This is a genomic window from Ewingella allii, from assembly GCF_044430645.1.
Lineage (GTDB): Bacteria > Pseudomonadota > Gammaproteobacteria > Enterobacterales > Enterobacteriaceae > Ewingella > Ewingella allii.
On record NZ_JAWUDN010000007.1, the window covers coordinates 114,134 to 129,617 of the forward strand.

Genomic DNA, 15,484 nt, shown 5'->3' on the forward strand with positions numbered 1-15,484 from the left:
ATTAGCTTGGAAACAAGAGGCTAATTCTGACTTGATTACTACAGAATATTTCATACACCGCGCAACCCGCCGGATTAACCGGCAAACACCCCGCGCCCTTCCAGACAATCATCAATCACCTGCAACACGGCTTCCTCACTGTGCAAACCCGCGCGATACTTGGCATGAGTAAACACCGCAGGCTGGCCGTTTTGCATCGCGAAGCCATAACCGGCGCTTTTCAGCATTTCTAAATCATTGCCGCCGTCACCAAAGGCCATCACTTCGGCATCTTCTACGCCATAAATCGCCTGGATCCGCTTCAAACCGTTGGCCTTGTGGTTGCCGGGAATAATCAAATCCACCGAGCCGTGGCCGCTGGAAACCGGCGTGACGATGTCGCCCAGCGCCTGCTGCACCTCTGCCATTAGCTGCGGCAAATGGTCTTGCGACATTTCTAAGGCGAACTTGAAAATCACGTCGTCAATCTGCCCGTAATCGCTGATGCGGTTCAGGCGGAAGTAGTAGCGGCTCATCTTCTTGAAGAAGGCATCGCCAAAGGAATTGAGCATGTACGCGCCGCTTCTGCCGCACACCACCACTTGCAGGTAATCAATCTGGCTGATGAAATCTAGCACCCGCGTTATCTGCTCTTGAGGCATCTGCCCGCAGTAAATCTGCTGCTGTTTGTCCACCACGTAGGCACCGTTTTCGGCGACATAGGCGATATCTTTATCCAGCTCATCGAAGAAGGTTTTTAACTGGTAATACTGGTTGCCGCTGGCGACCACAAACTTGATCCCCCTGCTCTGCAACTCGGCGTACTGCTGGGCAAAGCGCGGGCGATTATAGTCGCCATGTTCATTCAAAAAGGTCCCGTCCATATCGACGGCGATAAGCTTAACTGCCATGTTAACTCCCCAAGTTTGTGAAAAAAAAGCCAGTACCCTCGTACTGGCTGGCACCATGCCACTCAGAAAAAATCAGTATTTCAGTTTATAAGCCCCAAGACTGATGACGATAAACAGCGCCGCCATCATGGCGAAAGCCGCGGTCAGACTGGAAAGGTGGGCCACGAAGCCGATAAATGCTGGACCGGCCAGCACCCCGAGATAACCCAGCGTAGCAACCATTGCGACCGACATATTGACCGGCATCACCTTCTCTTGCCCGGCCAGCGTGATAAGCACTGGCACAATGTTGGCGACGCCAATCCCTACCAGCGCGAAGCCAATCAGTGCGTTACTCCAGCCCGGCGCGAGCACCACTAGCAAATAACCCGCGATGCCCAGCAGTGCGCCAAACACCAGCACCTTTTTGCGGCCGAGCTTCTTCACCACCGCGTCGCCGGTTAAACGCATAATCGACATGGTGATAGCAAAGATGGCGTAGCCCCAGCCGGCGTGCTCCAGCGCCAGCGCGCGGTCCTGAGTCAGAAACACTCCGCCCCAGTCGAGCACCGCGCCTTCGCCCATAAAGCAGATCATCGCCATCAGCGCCATTAGGATCAGGCGGAAGTTAGGTCGCGCCTTGCGCCCCGGTTCATGAGAGGCGTCTTCGTTGCCACCGGTGGGCAGCAGTCGGTTGAAGAAGAAGGCGGTGATCAGCACCACCAAAGCCACGGCATAGCCCGTGCTGTGCAACGGCGGCAGCCCGACACTGAGCAATAGCGCGCCGCCGCCCGCCCCGGCAATGCCGCCGACGCTGTACAGGCAGTGGAAACCAGACATCAATGGTTTGTCGGACGCCTGCTCAATCAGCGTACCCTGCACGTTCATCGCCACGTCGGTCAGGCCGATGCCCATGCCGAAGATAAACAGCGACAGCGCCAGCAGGCGGATGTCGCTCAGAACCGCCAGCGGCGGCAGCATCAGGCAAAACAGCGCAATGCCAATCACAATCATCGAGCGGCAGCCAAAACGGCCAATCAGTCGCCCGGAGCCGAACATCGCCAGCAGGGAACCACTGCCCAAACAGAGCAGCAGCAGGCCGAGATCTCCCGCCTCCGCTTGCGTGCGCACTTGGGCATAAGGCACCAGCGCGGCCCACAGGCCCATCGCCAAACCGGTAACAAAGAAGATAGCCCGCGTCGCCAGACGATTAACGGGAGAGTCAGTAATGGAAGTCGCAATTTGCAGTGACATCAAGCGTTACTCACGTGTATTCAGAGGGAAAATAGGGCGCGAAAAAGAAATCACCACCACTTATTAAAAGTCTTTTAATAAGTGGTTAATCTACAGGCTATGCTGAAATATTGTCAACTACCGTGAAGGTAAAGAAATGAAATTAGTCAGCGAAGATGCGCTGCCGCTGAAAGTTCGCCAGCGTCAGTTCGGCAATGCCGGTTAGGTAATCTGACTGAATCGATTGGCGATACACCAGCTGGGGCATGTGCTGTGGAGGGATAGTCAGCAGGCATTGGCGGCCGACTTCAGTAATCACCTCGGGAGAGATTTGCGCGCCGGAAATCGCAATCGTTGCGGGGTTAATCACCGCCACCAGCGACCTGACCAGATTGACCATTTTGGTGATAATCGGCACGTCATTGCCCTGCGGCACCGGCAAGAAGGAAACTTCTCCGGCAAAGTGGCTGGCCCCCTGCAACACCTGTCCATTAATCACCACCCCGCAGCCGGTACAGTGCTGCTCAGGTTGCAGAATATAGGCCAGCGGCGCTTGCTCATGCGGGCAACTGTTGCGGTAAAAGCCCCAGGCGCTGTAGTTCATGTCATTTGCCGCCTCGACAAAAATGCCGAACTGCTGGCGCAGCTGCTCGGTAAGCTTCACCCCTTCGAACAGCGGAATATCGCAGGCTAATACTTCGCCTTGGGAGACAACGCCGGGCAGGCCAATGCCCATCGCGCGGATCGCCGGGTGGCGGCCAATCGCCTCGCTAATGGTGTCAGTGAACTGCGCCAATGTGAGGAATTCAAAGTGCTTATCCCACTGATCCAGCACCTCGCCCAAAGCCGAGCAAACGGACACCACGATGCGGCTCTGCTCGGTCGTGCCTTCGACGTACAGGCTGAGCAATGAGAAGAAGCTTGGGTCACAGGCGAAACGCTGGGCCGGACGCCCGCCGCTGGAAACGTCCTGCGCCAGCGCCATCACCTCTCCCGTCAGGCAGAGTTCATTGAGCACCGTGCCACAGGTGGCAATGCTTAACCCAGTGTGCGCTGCCAACTCGGCCTTGGTCGCCGACGTCAGCGCTTTTAAGGCATTAATCACCAGCACCACGTTGTGTTTTTTGATTTCGCGAGTTGTGCGGGTAACTGGGGTATTCATAACGCCTCATAAACCGGGAGTAAGCAGGATGGAAATTAATTCGTTGAACTAAAAGGGATTAACCACGCGCCACACGTCGTTCTTGGTCGGGCCAACGCGGGTCAACAGCCCCTTTTCTTGCAGGACTTTAACATTACGTTCTACGGTACGGCGACTTTTCTATCGACATTTGTACCGCCATTTCACGCGGGTGGCTGATAACCCGCCATGTAGAACCGCCGGTATCCCTAATCCAAAAAGCGCTGAGCGTGGTCAGCATCGAGTTTCTGTACTGCATCGTAACGGCCAAACAGCCGGTAACGGTTGATAGCAATGCGGTTGTAACACATGTCGCGGAAGGATTGCGGGAAAATGCGCAATATTCCCATCCAGCGCCCGGGCGCGGGTAAACCACTCATGGCGCGGAAAATTGCCTCAGAGCGCAGGAACACTTCCCCCTTATCAATCAACACGATGGTGTTGATCTTGTCGGCCGGCAGCCCGGACCAGACAAACAGCGCTTTGCCCTTTTCCGACTGCACCGGCACCATGCGCACCGTACGGTGTCGGTCATGGCGAATCAGGAAATTGACCCAGCCGATGCACAATTTGCAGGTGCCGTCGAAAATCACTATCCGGTCACCGGGCTGAATATAAGGGGGATTGCCGCGCATGCTGTGCTCCAGTAAGTCTGTTAGCCGCGACCAAAAATGGCGATCACCGCGTCCAGATGTTCTTTCATCGCCTTTTTCGCGGCGCGAGTATCGCGCGCTTCAAGAGCCGTCAGAATAGCCAGATGCTCGACTTCCGAACGATGCGGCATATCCTGCGGCGTATAGTGCAACTGTAGCCCGCGGAACATGGTGCCATAACGATGTCCGAGCAGATGAGCAATGATAAAAGCATAGGCCGGGTTTCCGCTAGCCTGCGCGATGCGAATATGAAACAAACGGTCACCGGGATGGGTCGCTGAACCTTGGCGATTATCGCGGCAGTTCTGCTCATATGCCTGCCTGATACCCGCCAACTCCTCATCAGACGCGTATCTTGCCGCCAGCGCGGCTGTTTCAGGTTCGATCAATCTTCTGGTCTGTAACAGTGAAAATGGCGGCAGTTCGGCGGTGAAATCCAGCTTGATATTCAGCTCATCGTCGACATCCGCCCACTGGTTGCGCCCCGCCTGAGCCATTACCGGCTCTTGGGTAGATTGTTGCACAAATGCCGGCTGTTCGCGGACGATCACGCCATTTCCCACCTTAACGTCCACCAAACCGATCACTTCCAGCGCGATCAGCGCTTCACGCACCGAGGCGCGGCTGACCTGTAACTGGCTGGCCAGTTCGCGCTCGGCGGGCAGGCGGCTGCCGGGTGGAAATTCTTTATTATCAATTAAGGTTTTCAGTTGATCAGCTATCTGCCTGTAAATACGAGGATTTTCTAATTTTTTTATCGGCATCGGACACCTGAAGTCATTTTAAATTAAGTGATTCAGCTAACATTTATGGGACAAAAATCTTGCTGAATTGTTTTATGCATGTAAAAAACTAGTTAAATGAAAAGGCGTTTTAAGTTGCACTCTGGCTGGTATTTTAGCAAAAAGATAGCAAAAAGAGCCTGACTTGACCCGTTTTTTTCGCCTTCAATGGCCTGACCATTAGACCTAAATTCACCACATCGTCTTCGGAGAAATCATGGATCTGACCGGGAAAAAAGTGCTGATCACCGCAGCGGGACAGGGGATTGGCTTCACCACTGCCAACCTTTTTGCCAAACAGGGGGCGCAGGTTTTCGCCACCGATATCAATATCGACCAGCTTCACGGCATCCGTGGGATTGAGCCACACCTCCTCGACGTGACCAACCCACAGGCCATCAGCCAGATTGCCAAAAAAATCGGCCCAGTGGACGTGCTGTTCAACTGCGCGGGCGTGGTACACAGCGGCGACATTCTCAGCTGCACCGAACGCGATTGGCAGTTCGCACTGGACCTCAACGTCAGCGCCATGTTCCACATGATCCGCGCCTTCCTGCCCGCCATGCTCGAGCGCAAAGCAGGCTCAATCATCAACATGTCCTCCGTGGCCTCCAGCATCAAGGGCGTGCCAAACCGTTTTGCCTACAGCGCCACCAAGGCCGCGGTGATTGGCCTGACGCGCTCGGTCGCCGCCGACTACGTCACGCAGGGCATTCGCTGTAACGCTATCTGCCCCGGCACCGTCGAATCCCCTTCTCTGCGCCAGCGCATTGCCGCTCAGGCCGAAGCCGAAGGGCGCAGCGAGGAAGAGGTCTACCAAGCCTTTGTGGCGCGCCAGCCGATTGGCCGCATCGGCAAAACCGAAGAGATCGCCCAACTGGCGCTGTATCTGGCCTCGGATGCCAGTTCCTACACCACCGGCACGGTGCAAATCATTGATGGCGGCTGGAGCAACTGATCTTCGCGCCTTGGTAACACATTCAATTAGAAGGATTTTGGTATGAAATTATTACGCTACGGCCCGGCAGGCAAAGAGCGCCCGGCCATTCTGGACAACAACGGCAAGATCCGCGATTTATCGGCTCAGGTGAGCGACATCGGCGGCGACGCCCTGCTGCCCGCCTCACTCGATAAGCTGCGCCATCTGGACATTAACAGCCTGCCCTTGGTTGACGGCAATCCGCGGCTCGGTGCCTGCATTGGCAGCGTCGGCAAGTTCATCTGCATCGGCCTCAACTATGCCGACCACGCCGCTGAAACTGGCGCAGAAATCCCCAAAGAGCCGGTGATTTTCAACAAGTGGACCAGCTCAATTGTCGGGCCAAACGACGATGTAGAAATTCCCCGCGACTCGGTAAAAACCGACTGGGAAGTGGAGCTGGGCGTGGTGATTGGCAAAGGCGGCCGCTACATCAGCGAGGCCGACGCCCTGTCCCACGTGGCGGGCTATTGCGTGATTAACGACGTTTCCGAGCGTGAATTCCAAATTGAGCGCGGCGGCACCTGGGACAAAGGTAAAGGTTGCGACACCTTCGGCCCGATTGGCCCGTGGCTGGTGACCGCCGACGAAATACCCGACCCGCACCAGCTCAACCTGTGGCTGGAAGTGGACGGCAAGCGATACCAAAACGGCAACACCCGTACCATGATTTTCAAAGTGCCGGAAATTGTCAGTTACCTAAGCCGTTTCATGAGTTTACAGCCGGGCGACATTATCTCTACCGGCACCCCGCCGGGCGTAGGATTAGGTCAAAAACCGCCGGTCTACCTGAAAGCCGGACAAGTGATGCATTTGGGGATCGAAGGCCTCGGCGAGCAGCGCCAGAAAACGGTGCAAGCGTAAATTTTAAGGAGTTGTCACTCATGACCACCATCACTGCATTACGTGTTGAAGACATTCGCTTCCCGACTTCGCTGGCACTCGACGGCTCGGACGCTATGAACCCGGACCCGGACTACTCGGCGGCTTACGTCATTTTAGAGACCGATAACCCGTCGCTGACCGGGCACGGCCTGACCTTTACCATCGGGCGCGGCAATGAAATCTGCTGCGCCGCCATCAACGCGTTGCAGCATTTGGTGATTGGCCGCGATCTGGCTTCAATCACCGCCAATATGGGGGCTTTCTGGCGTGAATTCACCAGCGACAGCCAACTTCGCTGGATTGGGCCAGACAAGGGGGCGATTCATCTGGCGACTGGCGCGGTAGTCAACGCGGTGTGGGATCTGTGGAGCAAAGCCGAAGGCAAACCGCTGTGGAAACTGGTGGCCGACATGTCGCCAGAAGAGCTGGTGCGCTGCATCGACTTCCGCTACATCACGGACTGCATCACGCCGCAGGAAGCCCTGACGCTGCTGCAACAGCGCGCCGACAACAAGGCGCAGCGCGTCGAGAAGCTGCTGGCCGAAGGTTACCCGTGCTACACCACCTCGGCAGGCTGGCTGGGCTATCCCGACGACAAGCTGCGCCGCCTGTGCCAAGAAGCCGTGGACGCCGGTTTTGATTATCTGAAGCTGAAAGTCGGCCGCGATTTAGAAGACGACATTCGCCGCGTACGTATCGCCCGTGAAGTGATCGGCCCAGACCGCAAGCTGATGATTGACGCCAATCAGGTGTGGGAAACCAACGACGCCATTCCGTGGGTCAACGCGCTGGCCTTCGCCAAGCCGTGGTTTATCGAAGAACCCACCAGCCCGGATGACATCGAGGGACATCGCAAAATTCGCCAAGGCGTGGCTCCGGTGAAAGTCGCCACCGGCGAAATGTGCCAGAACCGCATCATGTTTAAACAGTTCATTATGCGCGAAGCCATCGACGTGGTGCAGATTGACGCCTGCCGCATGGGCGGCGTCAACGAGGTGCTGGCGGTGATGCTGATGGCGGCCAAGTACAACCTGCCGGTATGCCCACACGCGGGCGGCGTCGGACTGTGCGAATACGTGCAGCATTTATCGATGATCGACTATCTCTGCATCGCCGGAACCCACGAGGGCCGGGTGATTGAGTACGTTGATCACCTGCACGAGCACTTTGTCCACCCTTGCGACATCAGGGGCGCGGCCTATATGCCGCCGCAAGCGCCGGGCTTCTCTATCGAGATGCATCAGGCGTCTATCGACCAATATCGCCACCACGCCTGATGGCATAGCTTTAGGAGCAGACGCGATGAGCCAGCCGAAAATCGATGCCCACCAGCACTTTTGGCGCTACACGCCGCGAGATTATCGCTGGATAAGCGACGACATGGCGGAGCTGAAGCAGGATTTATTGCCTGAGCAGCTGGCACCGGCGTTACAACGTCACGCTATTCAGGGTTCGGTGGTGGTTCAGGCCTGTTCAAGCCTCGAGGAAACGCGCTGGCTGCTGGAGGTTGCCGAGCACGCGGCTTTCGTGAAAGGCGTGGTTGGCTGGGTAGATATTGCTTCTCCAAAGCTGGAAGCACAGCTCGAACAGCTGGCCCATCCCCTCCTGCGCGGCATTCGCCATCAGGTGCAGGACGAAGCCGACCCGGCGGCGTGGCTGCGCGACGGCGCGGTGAATCGCGGTCTTCGCCAGTTGCAACAGCACGGCTATGTGTATGAGCTGCTAGTGACCCATCGCCATCTGCATGAAGGCGCGCAGTTCGCGGCGCGCCATGACCAGCACCCAGTGATTCTGGACCATTTCGGTAAGCCTGATCTCAGCCGAGGCGCGGGCCACTGGGCGCAGCAGATTGCTCCTTTCGCCAAGCTGGAGCACGTCAGCTGTAAGCTCTCCGGCCTGTTAACCGAGCCGCGCCCGGCGGGCATGACGGCCAACGACCTACTGCCCTATTTTGAGGTGGCGCTGGACGCCTTCGGCCCCGAGCGCCTGCTGTTTGGCTCCGACTGGCCGGTCTGCCTGCTCGCGGGGAGCTACGAAGACGCGCTAACCCTGTGCCAACGGGCCACCGCCGTGCTAAGTCGTGACCAGCAGGACGCCATTTTCGGTGGTAACGCTTACCGCCTGTACAACCTGCAAAACGCATTTTTGGAGTAACCATGAACCTGCATCTCGATAACAAAGTGGTGATCGTCACCGGCGGTGGCTCCGGCATTGGGTCCGCCATTTCGCTGACTCTGGCCGAAGAAGGGGCCATTCCGGTGATCATCAGCAATACCGAACCGGCCAACGAGCTGATGCATCAGCTGCAACAGCTTCAGCCGCGGGCAGGCTTTGTACTCACCGAGCTGCGCGACGAAGCCAGCTGCACGCGGGCGGTGAAAGAGGTGTTAACCCGCTACGGCAGCATCGACGGCCTGGTGAACAACGCCGGAGCCAATGACAGCGTGGGGCTAGAAGCCGGGCGCGAAGCCTTTGTGCGCTCGCTGGAGCAGAACCTGATCCACTACTACCTGATGGCCCACCTCAGCCTTGAGGCGCTGCGCGCCAGTGGCGGAGCCATCGTCAATATCAGCTCCAAAACGGCGCTGACCGGGCAAGGCAACACCAGCGGTTATGCCTCTGCCAAGGGCGGGGTGCTGGGGCTGACCCGCGAATGGGCGGCCGCGCTGCTCAAAGACGGCATTCGCGTCAACGCGGTGATCCCCGCCGAGGTGATGACTCCGCTGTATGAGCGCTGGATTAAAAGCTTTGATAAGCCTGAAGAAAAGCTCAGCCAAATTACGTCGCATATCCCCCTCGGCCAGCGCATGACCACGCCGCAGGAAATCGCCAATACCGTGGTGTTCCTGCTCTCGTCCCGCGCCTCGCACACCACCGGCCAGTGGCTGTCGGTCGACGGCGGCTACACCCACCTTGATCGGGCGCTGACATGAGCCGCCGCTTCTGTCAGGCCCTGGATCTGGTCGATGACCCCCAGCTGATCGCCGAATATCAGCAGCACCATCAGCGCATCTGGCCGGAGGTCGCCGAACATCTGCGCCAGCACGGCATTGTGGAGATGGAGATTTACCTGCTGGGCAACCGGCTATTTATGGTGATGGACACCACGGATGACTTCGACGGCGAGCAGTTCGCCCTTCACAGTCAGGAGAACCCAAAAATCTGCGAATGGGAGCAGCTGATGTGGAAGTATCAGCGCCCCACGCCATGGACGCCCGCAGGTGAAAAGTGGGTCGAGCTGAAGCGAATTTTTGCGCTTTCAGACCAGCCCTAGCTCGTAACCTAAGAGATTGTTTTTCAAGTTATCTGACATAAAAAACCAGCCCCGTGCTGAAACAAACCCTGCAACCAGATATCAAGGAATTAACCATGCTCGCCAATAAAACCGAAAACCCTGCTTATGCAGGGCAAAAAGCGGCCTCCGGATTCCGGCTGGCCTTTATGCTGGTCACCACGCTGTTCTTCCTCTGGGGCTTGTCCTACGGCCTGCTCGACGTGCTGAATAAGCATTTTCAGGAAGTGCTGCACGTCAATAAAGCCCAGTCCGGTCTGCTACAGGCGGCTTACTTCGGCGCTTACTTCGTCATCGCCCTGCCCGCCGGTTTCTTTATGGACAGATATGGCTACAAGGCGGGGATTTTAGTGGGTCTGTGCCTCTACGCCCTCGGCGCGCTGCTGTTTGTGCCCGCCGCCGGTGCCAGCAGCTTCACCATGTTCTTGCTGGCGCTGTTCGTGATTGCATTAGGCCTGGGCTGTCTGGAAACCGCCGCCAACCCTTATGCCACCGTGCTGGGTGAGCCTGCGGGGGCCGAACGCCGCCTGAATTTAGCGCAATCCTTTAATGGCTTGGGCCAGTTCGTTGGGCCAATCATCGGCGGTTCGCTGTTCTTTAGCGCCACCCAAGGTCCGGCGTCAGAAAGCCTCGATTCGGTAAAAATAACCTATGTCGCCATCGCCGTACTGGTGCTGCTGATTGCCCTGCTGTTTGGCCGCACCAAGCTGCCAGATATTCGCGAGAGTGGCTCTGCATCTCAGCAGGCCAGCGGCTTGGAAAAAGGTCTGTGGCAGCACGGCCACTTCACCGGCGGCGTAATTGCACAGTTCTTCTACGTGGCGGCACAGGTTGGCGTCGGCGCGTTCTTCATCAACTACACCACCGAGCACTGGCACACGCTGTCGAACCAGAATGCCTCTTATCTGCTGTCTATCGGGCTGGTGAGCTTCATGATCGGCCGCTTCTTCAGCACCTGGCTGATGGGCTTTGTGCGCCCGGCTACCCTGCTGGTGATTTACGCCATCATTAATATTGTGCTGTGCGGCATCGTGGTGGCGGGGATTGATAATGTCTCGGTGATCGCGCTGGTGGCGGTGTTCTTCTTTATGTCGATCATGTTCCCCACCATTTTCGCCATGGGCGTCAAGGACATGGGCAAGCAGACCAAACGCGCCAGCTCGGTGATGATCATGGCGATTGTCGGCGGGGCAATCATGCCTTACCTAATGGGCGCGGTCGCTGACCATTACGACACGGCGGTCTCCTATCTCCTGCCGCTGGCTTGTTTTGCCGTGGTGCTAGTCTATGGTTTACGTCAGAGAGCGCGTTAAGCGCATCGGCTTGCCGGGAAATCCAAAGGAATGCTGAACTATTATGATTATTTCTGCTTCAACTGACTATCGGGCGGCCGCGCAGCGCAGGCTGCCGCCCTTCCTATTCCACTATATTGACGGTGGTGCCTACAACGAACATACGTTACGCCGTAACACCGCGGACTTAGCGGATATCGCGCTGCGCCAGCGCATTCTTAATAATATGTCCGAGCTGAGCACCGCCACCACGCTGTTCGGCGAACAGTTGGCGATGCCGGTGATCCTCGCCCCGGTGGGGTTAACCGGCATGTACGCCCGCCGTGGCGAAGTGCAGGCCGCGCGCGCCGCCGCCAAGAAAGGCATCCCTTTCACGCTGTCCACCGTGTCGGTTTGCCCAATTGAGGAAGTGGCGCCAGCTATCGACCGGCCGATGTGGTTCCAGCTGTATGTGTTGAAGGACCGTGGATTCATGCGCAATGCGCTGGAGCGCGCGCAGGCGGCAGGCGTCAAGACGCTGGTGTTCACCGTCGATATGCCAGTGCCGGGGGCGCGCTACCGTGACGCTCACTCCGGCATGAGTGGCCCAAATGCCGCTGCACGCCGCATCCTACAAGCCGTGACGCACCCGCAGTGGGCGTGGGATGTCGGCCTGAACGGCAAGCCGCACGACTTGGGCAATGTCTCGGCTTATCGCGGCAAACCCACCACCCTTGAGGACTATATCGGCTGGCTGGGAGCCAACTTCGACCCGTCGATTTCATGGAAGGATTTGGAGTGGATCCGCGAATTTTGGAAAGGGCCAATGATCATCAAAGGCATTCTTGACCCGGAAGACGCAAAAGACGCGGTGAGATTTGGCGCAGACGGCATCATCGTTTCTAACCACGGCGGCCGCCAGCTGGACGGCGTGCTCTCCACCACTCGCGCCCTGCCCGCCATCGCCGACGCGGTGAAAGGGGATATCACGATCTTGGCCGACTCCGGCATCCGCACGGGTCTGGACGTGGTACGCATGATTGCCCTCGGTGCCGACAGCGTGCTGCTGGGCCGCGCTTTCGTCTACGCCCTCGCCGCCGCGGGCGAAGCCGGGGTGATAAACTTATTGGAATTGATCGAAAAAGAGATGCGCGTCGCCATGACCCTGACCGGTGCAAAGACCATCGCCGATATCAGTAGAGATTCTTTGGTAGCGGGGAGTTTTGGTTAACCTAGTCAGACAAAGTAATTATCGCCACTCGTCACGACTCTGGTTTTCAAAGGCAACGCCTTCGACCGGCTGGTTTGCCCAGAGTCCAAAAGCTGAGTCGCTTTGAATCAGGCCACTGGTGTGCGCTAATACGGTAATAGCTTTTCGTATAACTTCATCTCGGGGAACCTGTAACAAGGTTCCCAACTCATCTAACCGTTGAAGTTCCTTCTCAGATAGATCAATCACCAAGCGAGCCATAGTAACTTCCTCCTAAGTCCTTTTACCCAGCTTAGCGCTTTTACTCTCATTATTGCCAGATTGAAAATAACTATTGCACCAACAAAAACGCCCGCAATAAGCGGGCGTGATGCAGAGCGAGATCTCGGGTTACTTGGTTAAGGCAACGATACCCAAGGTCACGGCGGCGACGGCGGCAACACCACCGGCGACGGCGCCTGCGGTATCCCAGTTGTCCTGCGTGGTGCCTTTCATACAGGTGTTGGTGTGAACCAAACGGCCTTCGGAGTCGTACATCGGCGGGCACGGAGAGTTGGTGGCGCAGCCCGCCAGTAAGGTTGCCAATAGCCCAGCGATAATGAATTTTTTCATGGTATTCCCTTCATGGTGTCACCCTCTGCAATGGCAGGCTGGGTGATTATCGCGCGACTTTACCACTTTTCTATCGCGCGCCATTATCGGGGAATATTTGCAAATTATTTGGAATGTAAAGTTTCAGCAATGAACCGCGGGAACTCTGCGCCAAGTGCTAAGAAAGCGTAAGCGGCGGCAGTTCGAGGTTCTCGCGGAAGGTATAGCCGAGATAATCCTCGTCAAGCAGATGGCGTTTTCGCAACTCGGGCAGCAGGCCGTTGAGCAGCAAATCTTCCTGATCGGGCTGGCCTAAACCGTGGAGGGAAATCACATCCAGTACCCCGGCGTGATAGCGTTTTTCAATGGCGTCGGCCAGCTGTTCCGGCGTCCCAGCGTTAAACCAGTGGCCAGTTTCCTGCGCCTGAATGATCAATTCGCGCACGGTTAAACCTTGCTGGGCGAAGCGTTTGAAAATCTCCGCACGGCCGCGACGGCGATTGACCTGCGCCACGTCGGGCAACAGGCTGGCGGGCAGAGGCTGGTCGAGCGACACGTCGCTCAAATCAATCTCGCCTCCCAGCATATCGGCCAGCTTGAGCCGCCCCTGCTGGTAGTCGATGCGTTCATGCTTTTCGCGCAGTCGGCGCGCCACGTCGGCATCGCTTTCGCCAATAACCGAATGGAAAGAGTTCATCACAAACGGCAGATTTTCGTGTCGGCCATAGGCCCGCGCCCGCTGGTGCAACTGCTCGACGAAGGCCACGGCGTCCTCGAAGGTTGGCTGCGAGGTATAAATCACTTCGGCATAGCGCGCGCCGACGGAAACCCCCTCTTCCGACTGGCCGGCCTGAAACTGCACTGGCCGCCGCTGGGGCGGAACCGGCACGTTTAACGGCCCTTGCACGCGGAAGAAATCGCCGTGGAAATTCACCGGATGCAGCTTTAATGGATCAATCTTGGTGCCGCCGGACGCCGTGCGCTGCACCGCGCTGGCCTCGTTGGCGTCAAACAATGCGTTCAGCACGGCAATAAACTCTGCCGCGCGGGCGTAGCGTTGGGAAGGGTCTGGCAGATTAGCTCCGCCGAAATTCTCTTCGCCTACCGAGGAGGTGACGGCGTTCCACGCGGCGCGACCGCCGCTGACATGGTCAAGCGTCGCTACCAGCCGGGCCAGATTATAAGGGTGCTGATAGGTGGTCGACACCGTGGCGACCAGACCAATATGCTCGGTGACCTGACTGAGCGCGGCCAGCGTGATCAGCGGGTCCTGACTGCCGGTAGACCCCGCCAAACCGGCGGGATCGGCTTGCAGTAAGTCGGCGGTAAACAGCCCGGTAATTTTCTGCGCTTCGGCCTTACGCGCCAGCTCAACGGCGCGTTTTATGCCCGGTAATGGCCGAGTGTCGTTGGCGGCATAGAGGTAACTTCCCGCCCCCACCAGCGTTTTTAAGCGTCTTCTGTTGTTTCCAGCCACGGTATTCCCTTCTTTGGTAAGCCAAAGCTATAAAATAGGGCGCGGGGCTTTTTATTGGCTACCAAGAAAAAGGCATGAGCTTTCTACAATATAAGATAATCAGAGCGCTTACTGGCGCAGCCAAGGGGCGGCGGTGGTCCAGAATATAATATTCGCCCCAAGGTAGTTCTCGGCGAACTGGATAAATTCCTGCTCGGTGAATTTCTTATGGGTTTTAGGATTGGTATAGGTCAGCGTAGGTTGTTGCACCGCCATCGCCACCAGATTCAGCTTGCCTTTATAGTGATGAAAAAACGGGTAAGCATTTTTCATTTGGCCCTTTTTATAAGGCACAATATCCGGGCCGCCTAGCCCAATGCCATTGGCCTGCGCCGTTTCAAATAGCCGCGACATATATCCATGGTCGTTATTCCATTCGCAGGGCCAAAAATTGACATACTGCACCACGTAGGATTTCTTAAACACCATCTTGGCAAACAGCATATTTTCTTGCGTGGCGGCGAAATAACGCTCACAGGTAAAACCGCGTTTTGCGGCCTGTTTCTCATCAATATCTATAGAGGTTTCCGGCAAGTTGATCCCGGCAATTCTGCCATCAAAGCTCTTGGCTAGCGCAGCCAAAAGCTGTTGATATTGCTGTCTTAGTGCAGGATTCCACTGCATCGCTACCCAGCCAGAACCCACCGGTTTGCCTTCTCCTGGGTTATCCGTCTGTTCTAATAAGCCGCCGAGATACTGCGGCTCTTGCTGGAGATAACTCGGGATATTTTTATGTTGCGGCTCAAAGAAGCGATCTTGCAGTTGAATAAACAGTTTCTTATGCAGTTTATGGGTGAATGCTAAATCCTTTTCAATGGCCGAAAAATCATACTGCCCCTTTGCTTTCTCTAACTGCTTCCAGGAATAGACAATCTGCACGCCCTGAATATCATCGCGCTGCAATAGCGGGCGAATATTTTCTAATTCGTCGGACTCGATAAAAAGGTAATTTTGTGGCGTGGCGGCCTGTACCGCGCTGGCAAATAACAGGGCAAACAGAATAAACATAATGATGAATCGCAT

The 15,484-nt window shown here is 56.6% G+C and carries 17 protein-coding genes; 8 read left to right on the forward strand and 9 right to left on the reverse strand.

From position 1 onward, the window contains the following. Positions 1-74: 74 nt before the first annotated feature. From SBO83_RS15760 to SBO83_RS15780, 5 genes are all read right to left on the reverse strand, one after another. A complete protein-coding gene (locus tag SBO83_RS15760; protein WP_396132181.1) occupies positions 75-890 on the reverse strand; it encodes a Cof-type HAD-IIB family hydrolase in 816 nt (271 codons plus the stop codon). A gap of 72 nt (positions 891-962) precedes the next feature. After that, on the reverse strand, positions 963-2,123 hold the full coding sequence (locus SBO83_RS15765; RefSeq protein WP_396132182.1) for an MFS transporter: 1,161 nt from the start codon (positions 2,121-2,123) through the stop codon (positions 963-965). Between the two features lie 142 nt (positions 2,124-2,265). Next, on the reverse strand, positions 2,266-3,264 hold the full coding sequence (locus SBO83_RS15770; protein WP_396132183.1) for an ROK family protein: 999 nt from the start codon (positions 3,262-3,264) through the stop codon (positions 2,266-2,268). A 227-nt stretch (positions 3,265-3,491) separates the two neighbouring features. Continuing rightward, entirely contained in the window at positions 3,492-3,917 is a 426-nt protein-coding gene (locus tag SBO83_RS15775) for a DCC1-like thiol-disulfide oxidoreductase family protein (RefSeq protein WP_396132184.1), read from the reverse strand. Positions 3,918-3,937: 20 nt separating this feature from the next. After that, on the reverse strand, positions 3,938-4,699 hold the full coding sequence (locus SBO83_RS15780; RefSeq protein WP_396132185.1) for an FCD domain-containing protein: 762 nt from the start codon (positions 4,697-4,699) through the stop codon (positions 3,938-3,940). A gap of 235 nt (positions 4,700-4,934) precedes the next feature. Between SBO83_RS15780 and SBO83_RS15785 the strand changes: the two genes are divergently transcribed. From SBO83_RS15785 to lldD, 8 genes are all read left to right on the forward strand, one after another. Further along, positions 4,935-5,675, forward strand: coding sequence for an SDR family oxidoreductase (locus SBO83_RS15785; protein WP_396132186.1), 741 nt, complete (start codon positions 4,935-4,937; stop codon positions 5,673-5,675). 42 nt (positions 5,676-5,717) lie between these two features. Further along, positions 5,718-6,560: a fumarylacetoacetate hydrolase family protein gene (locus SBO83_RS15790; RefSeq protein WP_396132187.1), complete on the forward strand. Its 843-nt coding sequence runs from the start codon at positions 5,718-5,720 to the stop codon at positions 6,558-6,560. A 20-nt stretch (positions 6,561-6,580) separates the two neighbouring features. Then, entirely contained in the window at positions 6,581-7,858 is a 1,278-nt protein-coding gene (locus SBO83_RS15795) for an L-fuconate dehydratase (protein ID WP_396132188.1), read from the forward strand. 25 nt (positions 7,859-7,883) lie between these two features. After that, the gene (locus tag SBO83_RS15800) at positions 7,884-8,735 is read left to right on the forward strand and encodes an amidohydrolase family protein (protein ID WP_396132189.1); all 852 of its coding nucleotides are present in this window, start codon (positions 7,884-7,886) and stop codon (positions 8,733-8,735) included. Positions 8,736-8,737: 2 nt separating this feature from the next. After that, positions 8,738-9,514: an L-fucose dehydrogenase gene (locus tag SBO83_RS15805; RefSeq protein ID WP_396132190.1), complete on the forward strand. Its 777-nt coding sequence runs from the start codon at positions 8,738-8,740 to the stop codon at positions 9,512-9,514. Next, entirely contained in the window at positions 9,511-9,855 is a 345-nt protein-coding gene (locus tag SBO83_RS15810) for an L-rhamnose mutarotase (RefSeq protein WP_396132191.1), read from the forward strand. The genes SBO83_RS15805 and SBO83_RS15810 overlap by 4 nt, the downstream gene beginning before the upstream one ends. A 95-nt stretch (positions 9,856-9,950) precedes the next feature. Then, positions 9,951-11,186: an L-fucose:H+ symporter permease gene (fucP, locus tag SBO83_RS15815; RefSeq protein WP_396132192.1), complete on the forward strand. Its 1,236-nt coding sequence runs from the start codon at positions 9,951-9,953 to the stop codon at positions 11,184-11,186. 43 nt (positions 11,187-11,229) lie between these two features. Continuing rightward, positions 11,230-12,375 carry an FMN-dependent L-lactate dehydrogenase LldD gene (gene lldD, locus SBO83_RS15820; protein WP_353504057.1) on the forward strand — a complete coding sequence of 382 codons (1,146 nt, stop codon included), beginning with the start codon at positions 11,230-11,232 and terminating at the stop codon, positions 12,373-12,375. Positions 12,376-12,393: 18 nt separating this feature from the next. Here lldD and SBO83_RS15825 read toward each other — a convergent pair whose 3' ends face one another. The 4 genes from SBO83_RS15825 to SBO83_RS15840 form a co-directional block, all read right to left on the reverse strand. Continuing rightward, positions 12,394-12,615, reverse strand: a complete 222-nt coding sequence (locus SBO83_RS15825) for a hypothetical protein (RefSeq protein WP_396132193.1) — start codon at positions 12,613-12,615, stop codon at positions 12,394-12,396. Positions 12,616-12,744: 129 nt separating this feature from the next. Continuing rightward, positions 12,745-12,966 carry a putative periplasmic lipoprotein gene (locus SBO83_RS15830; protein ID WP_034796191.1) on the reverse strand — a complete coding sequence of 74 codons (222 nt, stop codon included), beginning with the start codon at positions 12,964-12,966 and terminating at the stop codon, positions 12,745-12,747. Positions 12,967-13,123: 157 nt separating this feature from the next. Beyond that, a complete protein-coding gene (locus tag SBO83_RS15835) occupies positions 13,124-14,422 on the reverse strand; it encodes an NtaA/DmoA family FMN-dependent monooxygenase (protein WP_396132194.1) in 1,299 nt (432 codons plus the stop codon). A 108-nt stretch (positions 14,423-14,530) separates the two neighbouring features. Then, entirely contained in the window at positions 14,531-15,484 is a 954-nt protein-coding gene (locus tag SBO83_RS15840) for a hypothetical protein (RefSeq protein WP_396132195.1), read from the reverse strand.

Excerpts from the sequence above, each read along its gene's own strand:
- SBO83_RS15760 (WP_396132181.1), bottom strand. The coding sequence starts at position 890 with ATGGCAGTTAAGCTTATCGCCGTCGATATGGACGGGACCTTTTTGAAT.
- SBO83_RS15765 (WP_396132182.1), bottom strand. The coding sequence starts at position 2,123 with ATGTCACTGCAAATTGCGACTTCCATTACTGACTCTCCCGTTAATCGT.
- SBO83_RS15770 (WP_396132183.1), bottom strand. The coding sequence starts at position 3,264 with ATGAATACCCCAGTTACCCGCACAACTCGCGAAATCAAAAAACACAAC.
- SBO83_RS15775 (WP_396132184.1), bottom strand. The coding sequence starts at position 3,917 with ATGCGCGGCAATCCCCCTTATATTCAGCCCGGTGACCGGATAGTGATT.
- SBO83_RS15780 (WP_396132185.1), bottom strand. The coding sequence starts at position 4,699 with ATGCCGATAAAAAAATTAGAAAATCCTCGTATTTACAGGCAGATAGCT.
- SBO83_RS15785 (WP_396132186.1), top strand. The coding sequence starts at position 4,935 with ATGGATCTGACCGGGAAAAAAGTGCTGATCACCGCAGCGGGACAGGGG.
- SBO83_RS15790 (WP_396132187.1), top strand. The coding sequence starts at position 5,718 with ATGAAATTATTACGCTACGGCCCGGCAGGCAAAGAGCGCCCGGCCATT.
- SBO83_RS15795 (WP_396132188.1), top strand. The coding sequence starts at position 6,581 with ATGACCACCATCACTGCATTACGTGTTGAAGACATTCGCTTCCCGACT.
- SBO83_RS15800 (WP_396132189.1), top strand. The coding sequence starts at position 7,884 with ATGAGCCAGCCGAAAATCGATGCCCACCAGCACTTTTGGCGCTACACG.
- SBO83_RS15805 (WP_396132190.1), top strand. The coding sequence starts at position 8,738 with ATGAACCTGCATCTCGATAACAAAGTGGTGATCGTCACCGGCGGTGGC.
- SBO83_RS15810 (WP_396132191.1), top strand. The coding sequence starts at position 9,511 with ATGAGCCGCCGCTTCTGTCAGGCCCTGGATCTGGTCGATGACCCCCAG.
- fucP (WP_396132192.1), top strand. The coding sequence starts at position 9,951 with ATGCTCGCCAATAAAACCGAAAACCCTGCTTATGCAGGGCAAAAAGCG.
- lldD (WP_353504057.1), top strand. The coding sequence starts at position 11,230 with ATGATTATTTCTGCTTCAACTGACTATCGGGCGGCCGCGCAGCGCAGG.
- SBO83_RS15825 (WP_396132193.1), bottom strand. The coding sequence starts at position 12,615 with ATGGCTCGCTTGGTGATTGATCTATCTGAGAAGGAACTTCAACGGTTA.
- SBO83_RS15830 (WP_034796191.1), bottom strand. The coding sequence starts at position 12,966 with ATGAAAAAATTCATTATCGCTGGGCTATTGGCAACCTTACTGGCGGGC.
- SBO83_RS15840 (WP_396132195.1), bottom strand. The coding sequence starts at position 15,484 with ATGCGATTCATCATTATGTTTATTCTGTTTGCCCTGTTATTTGCCAGC.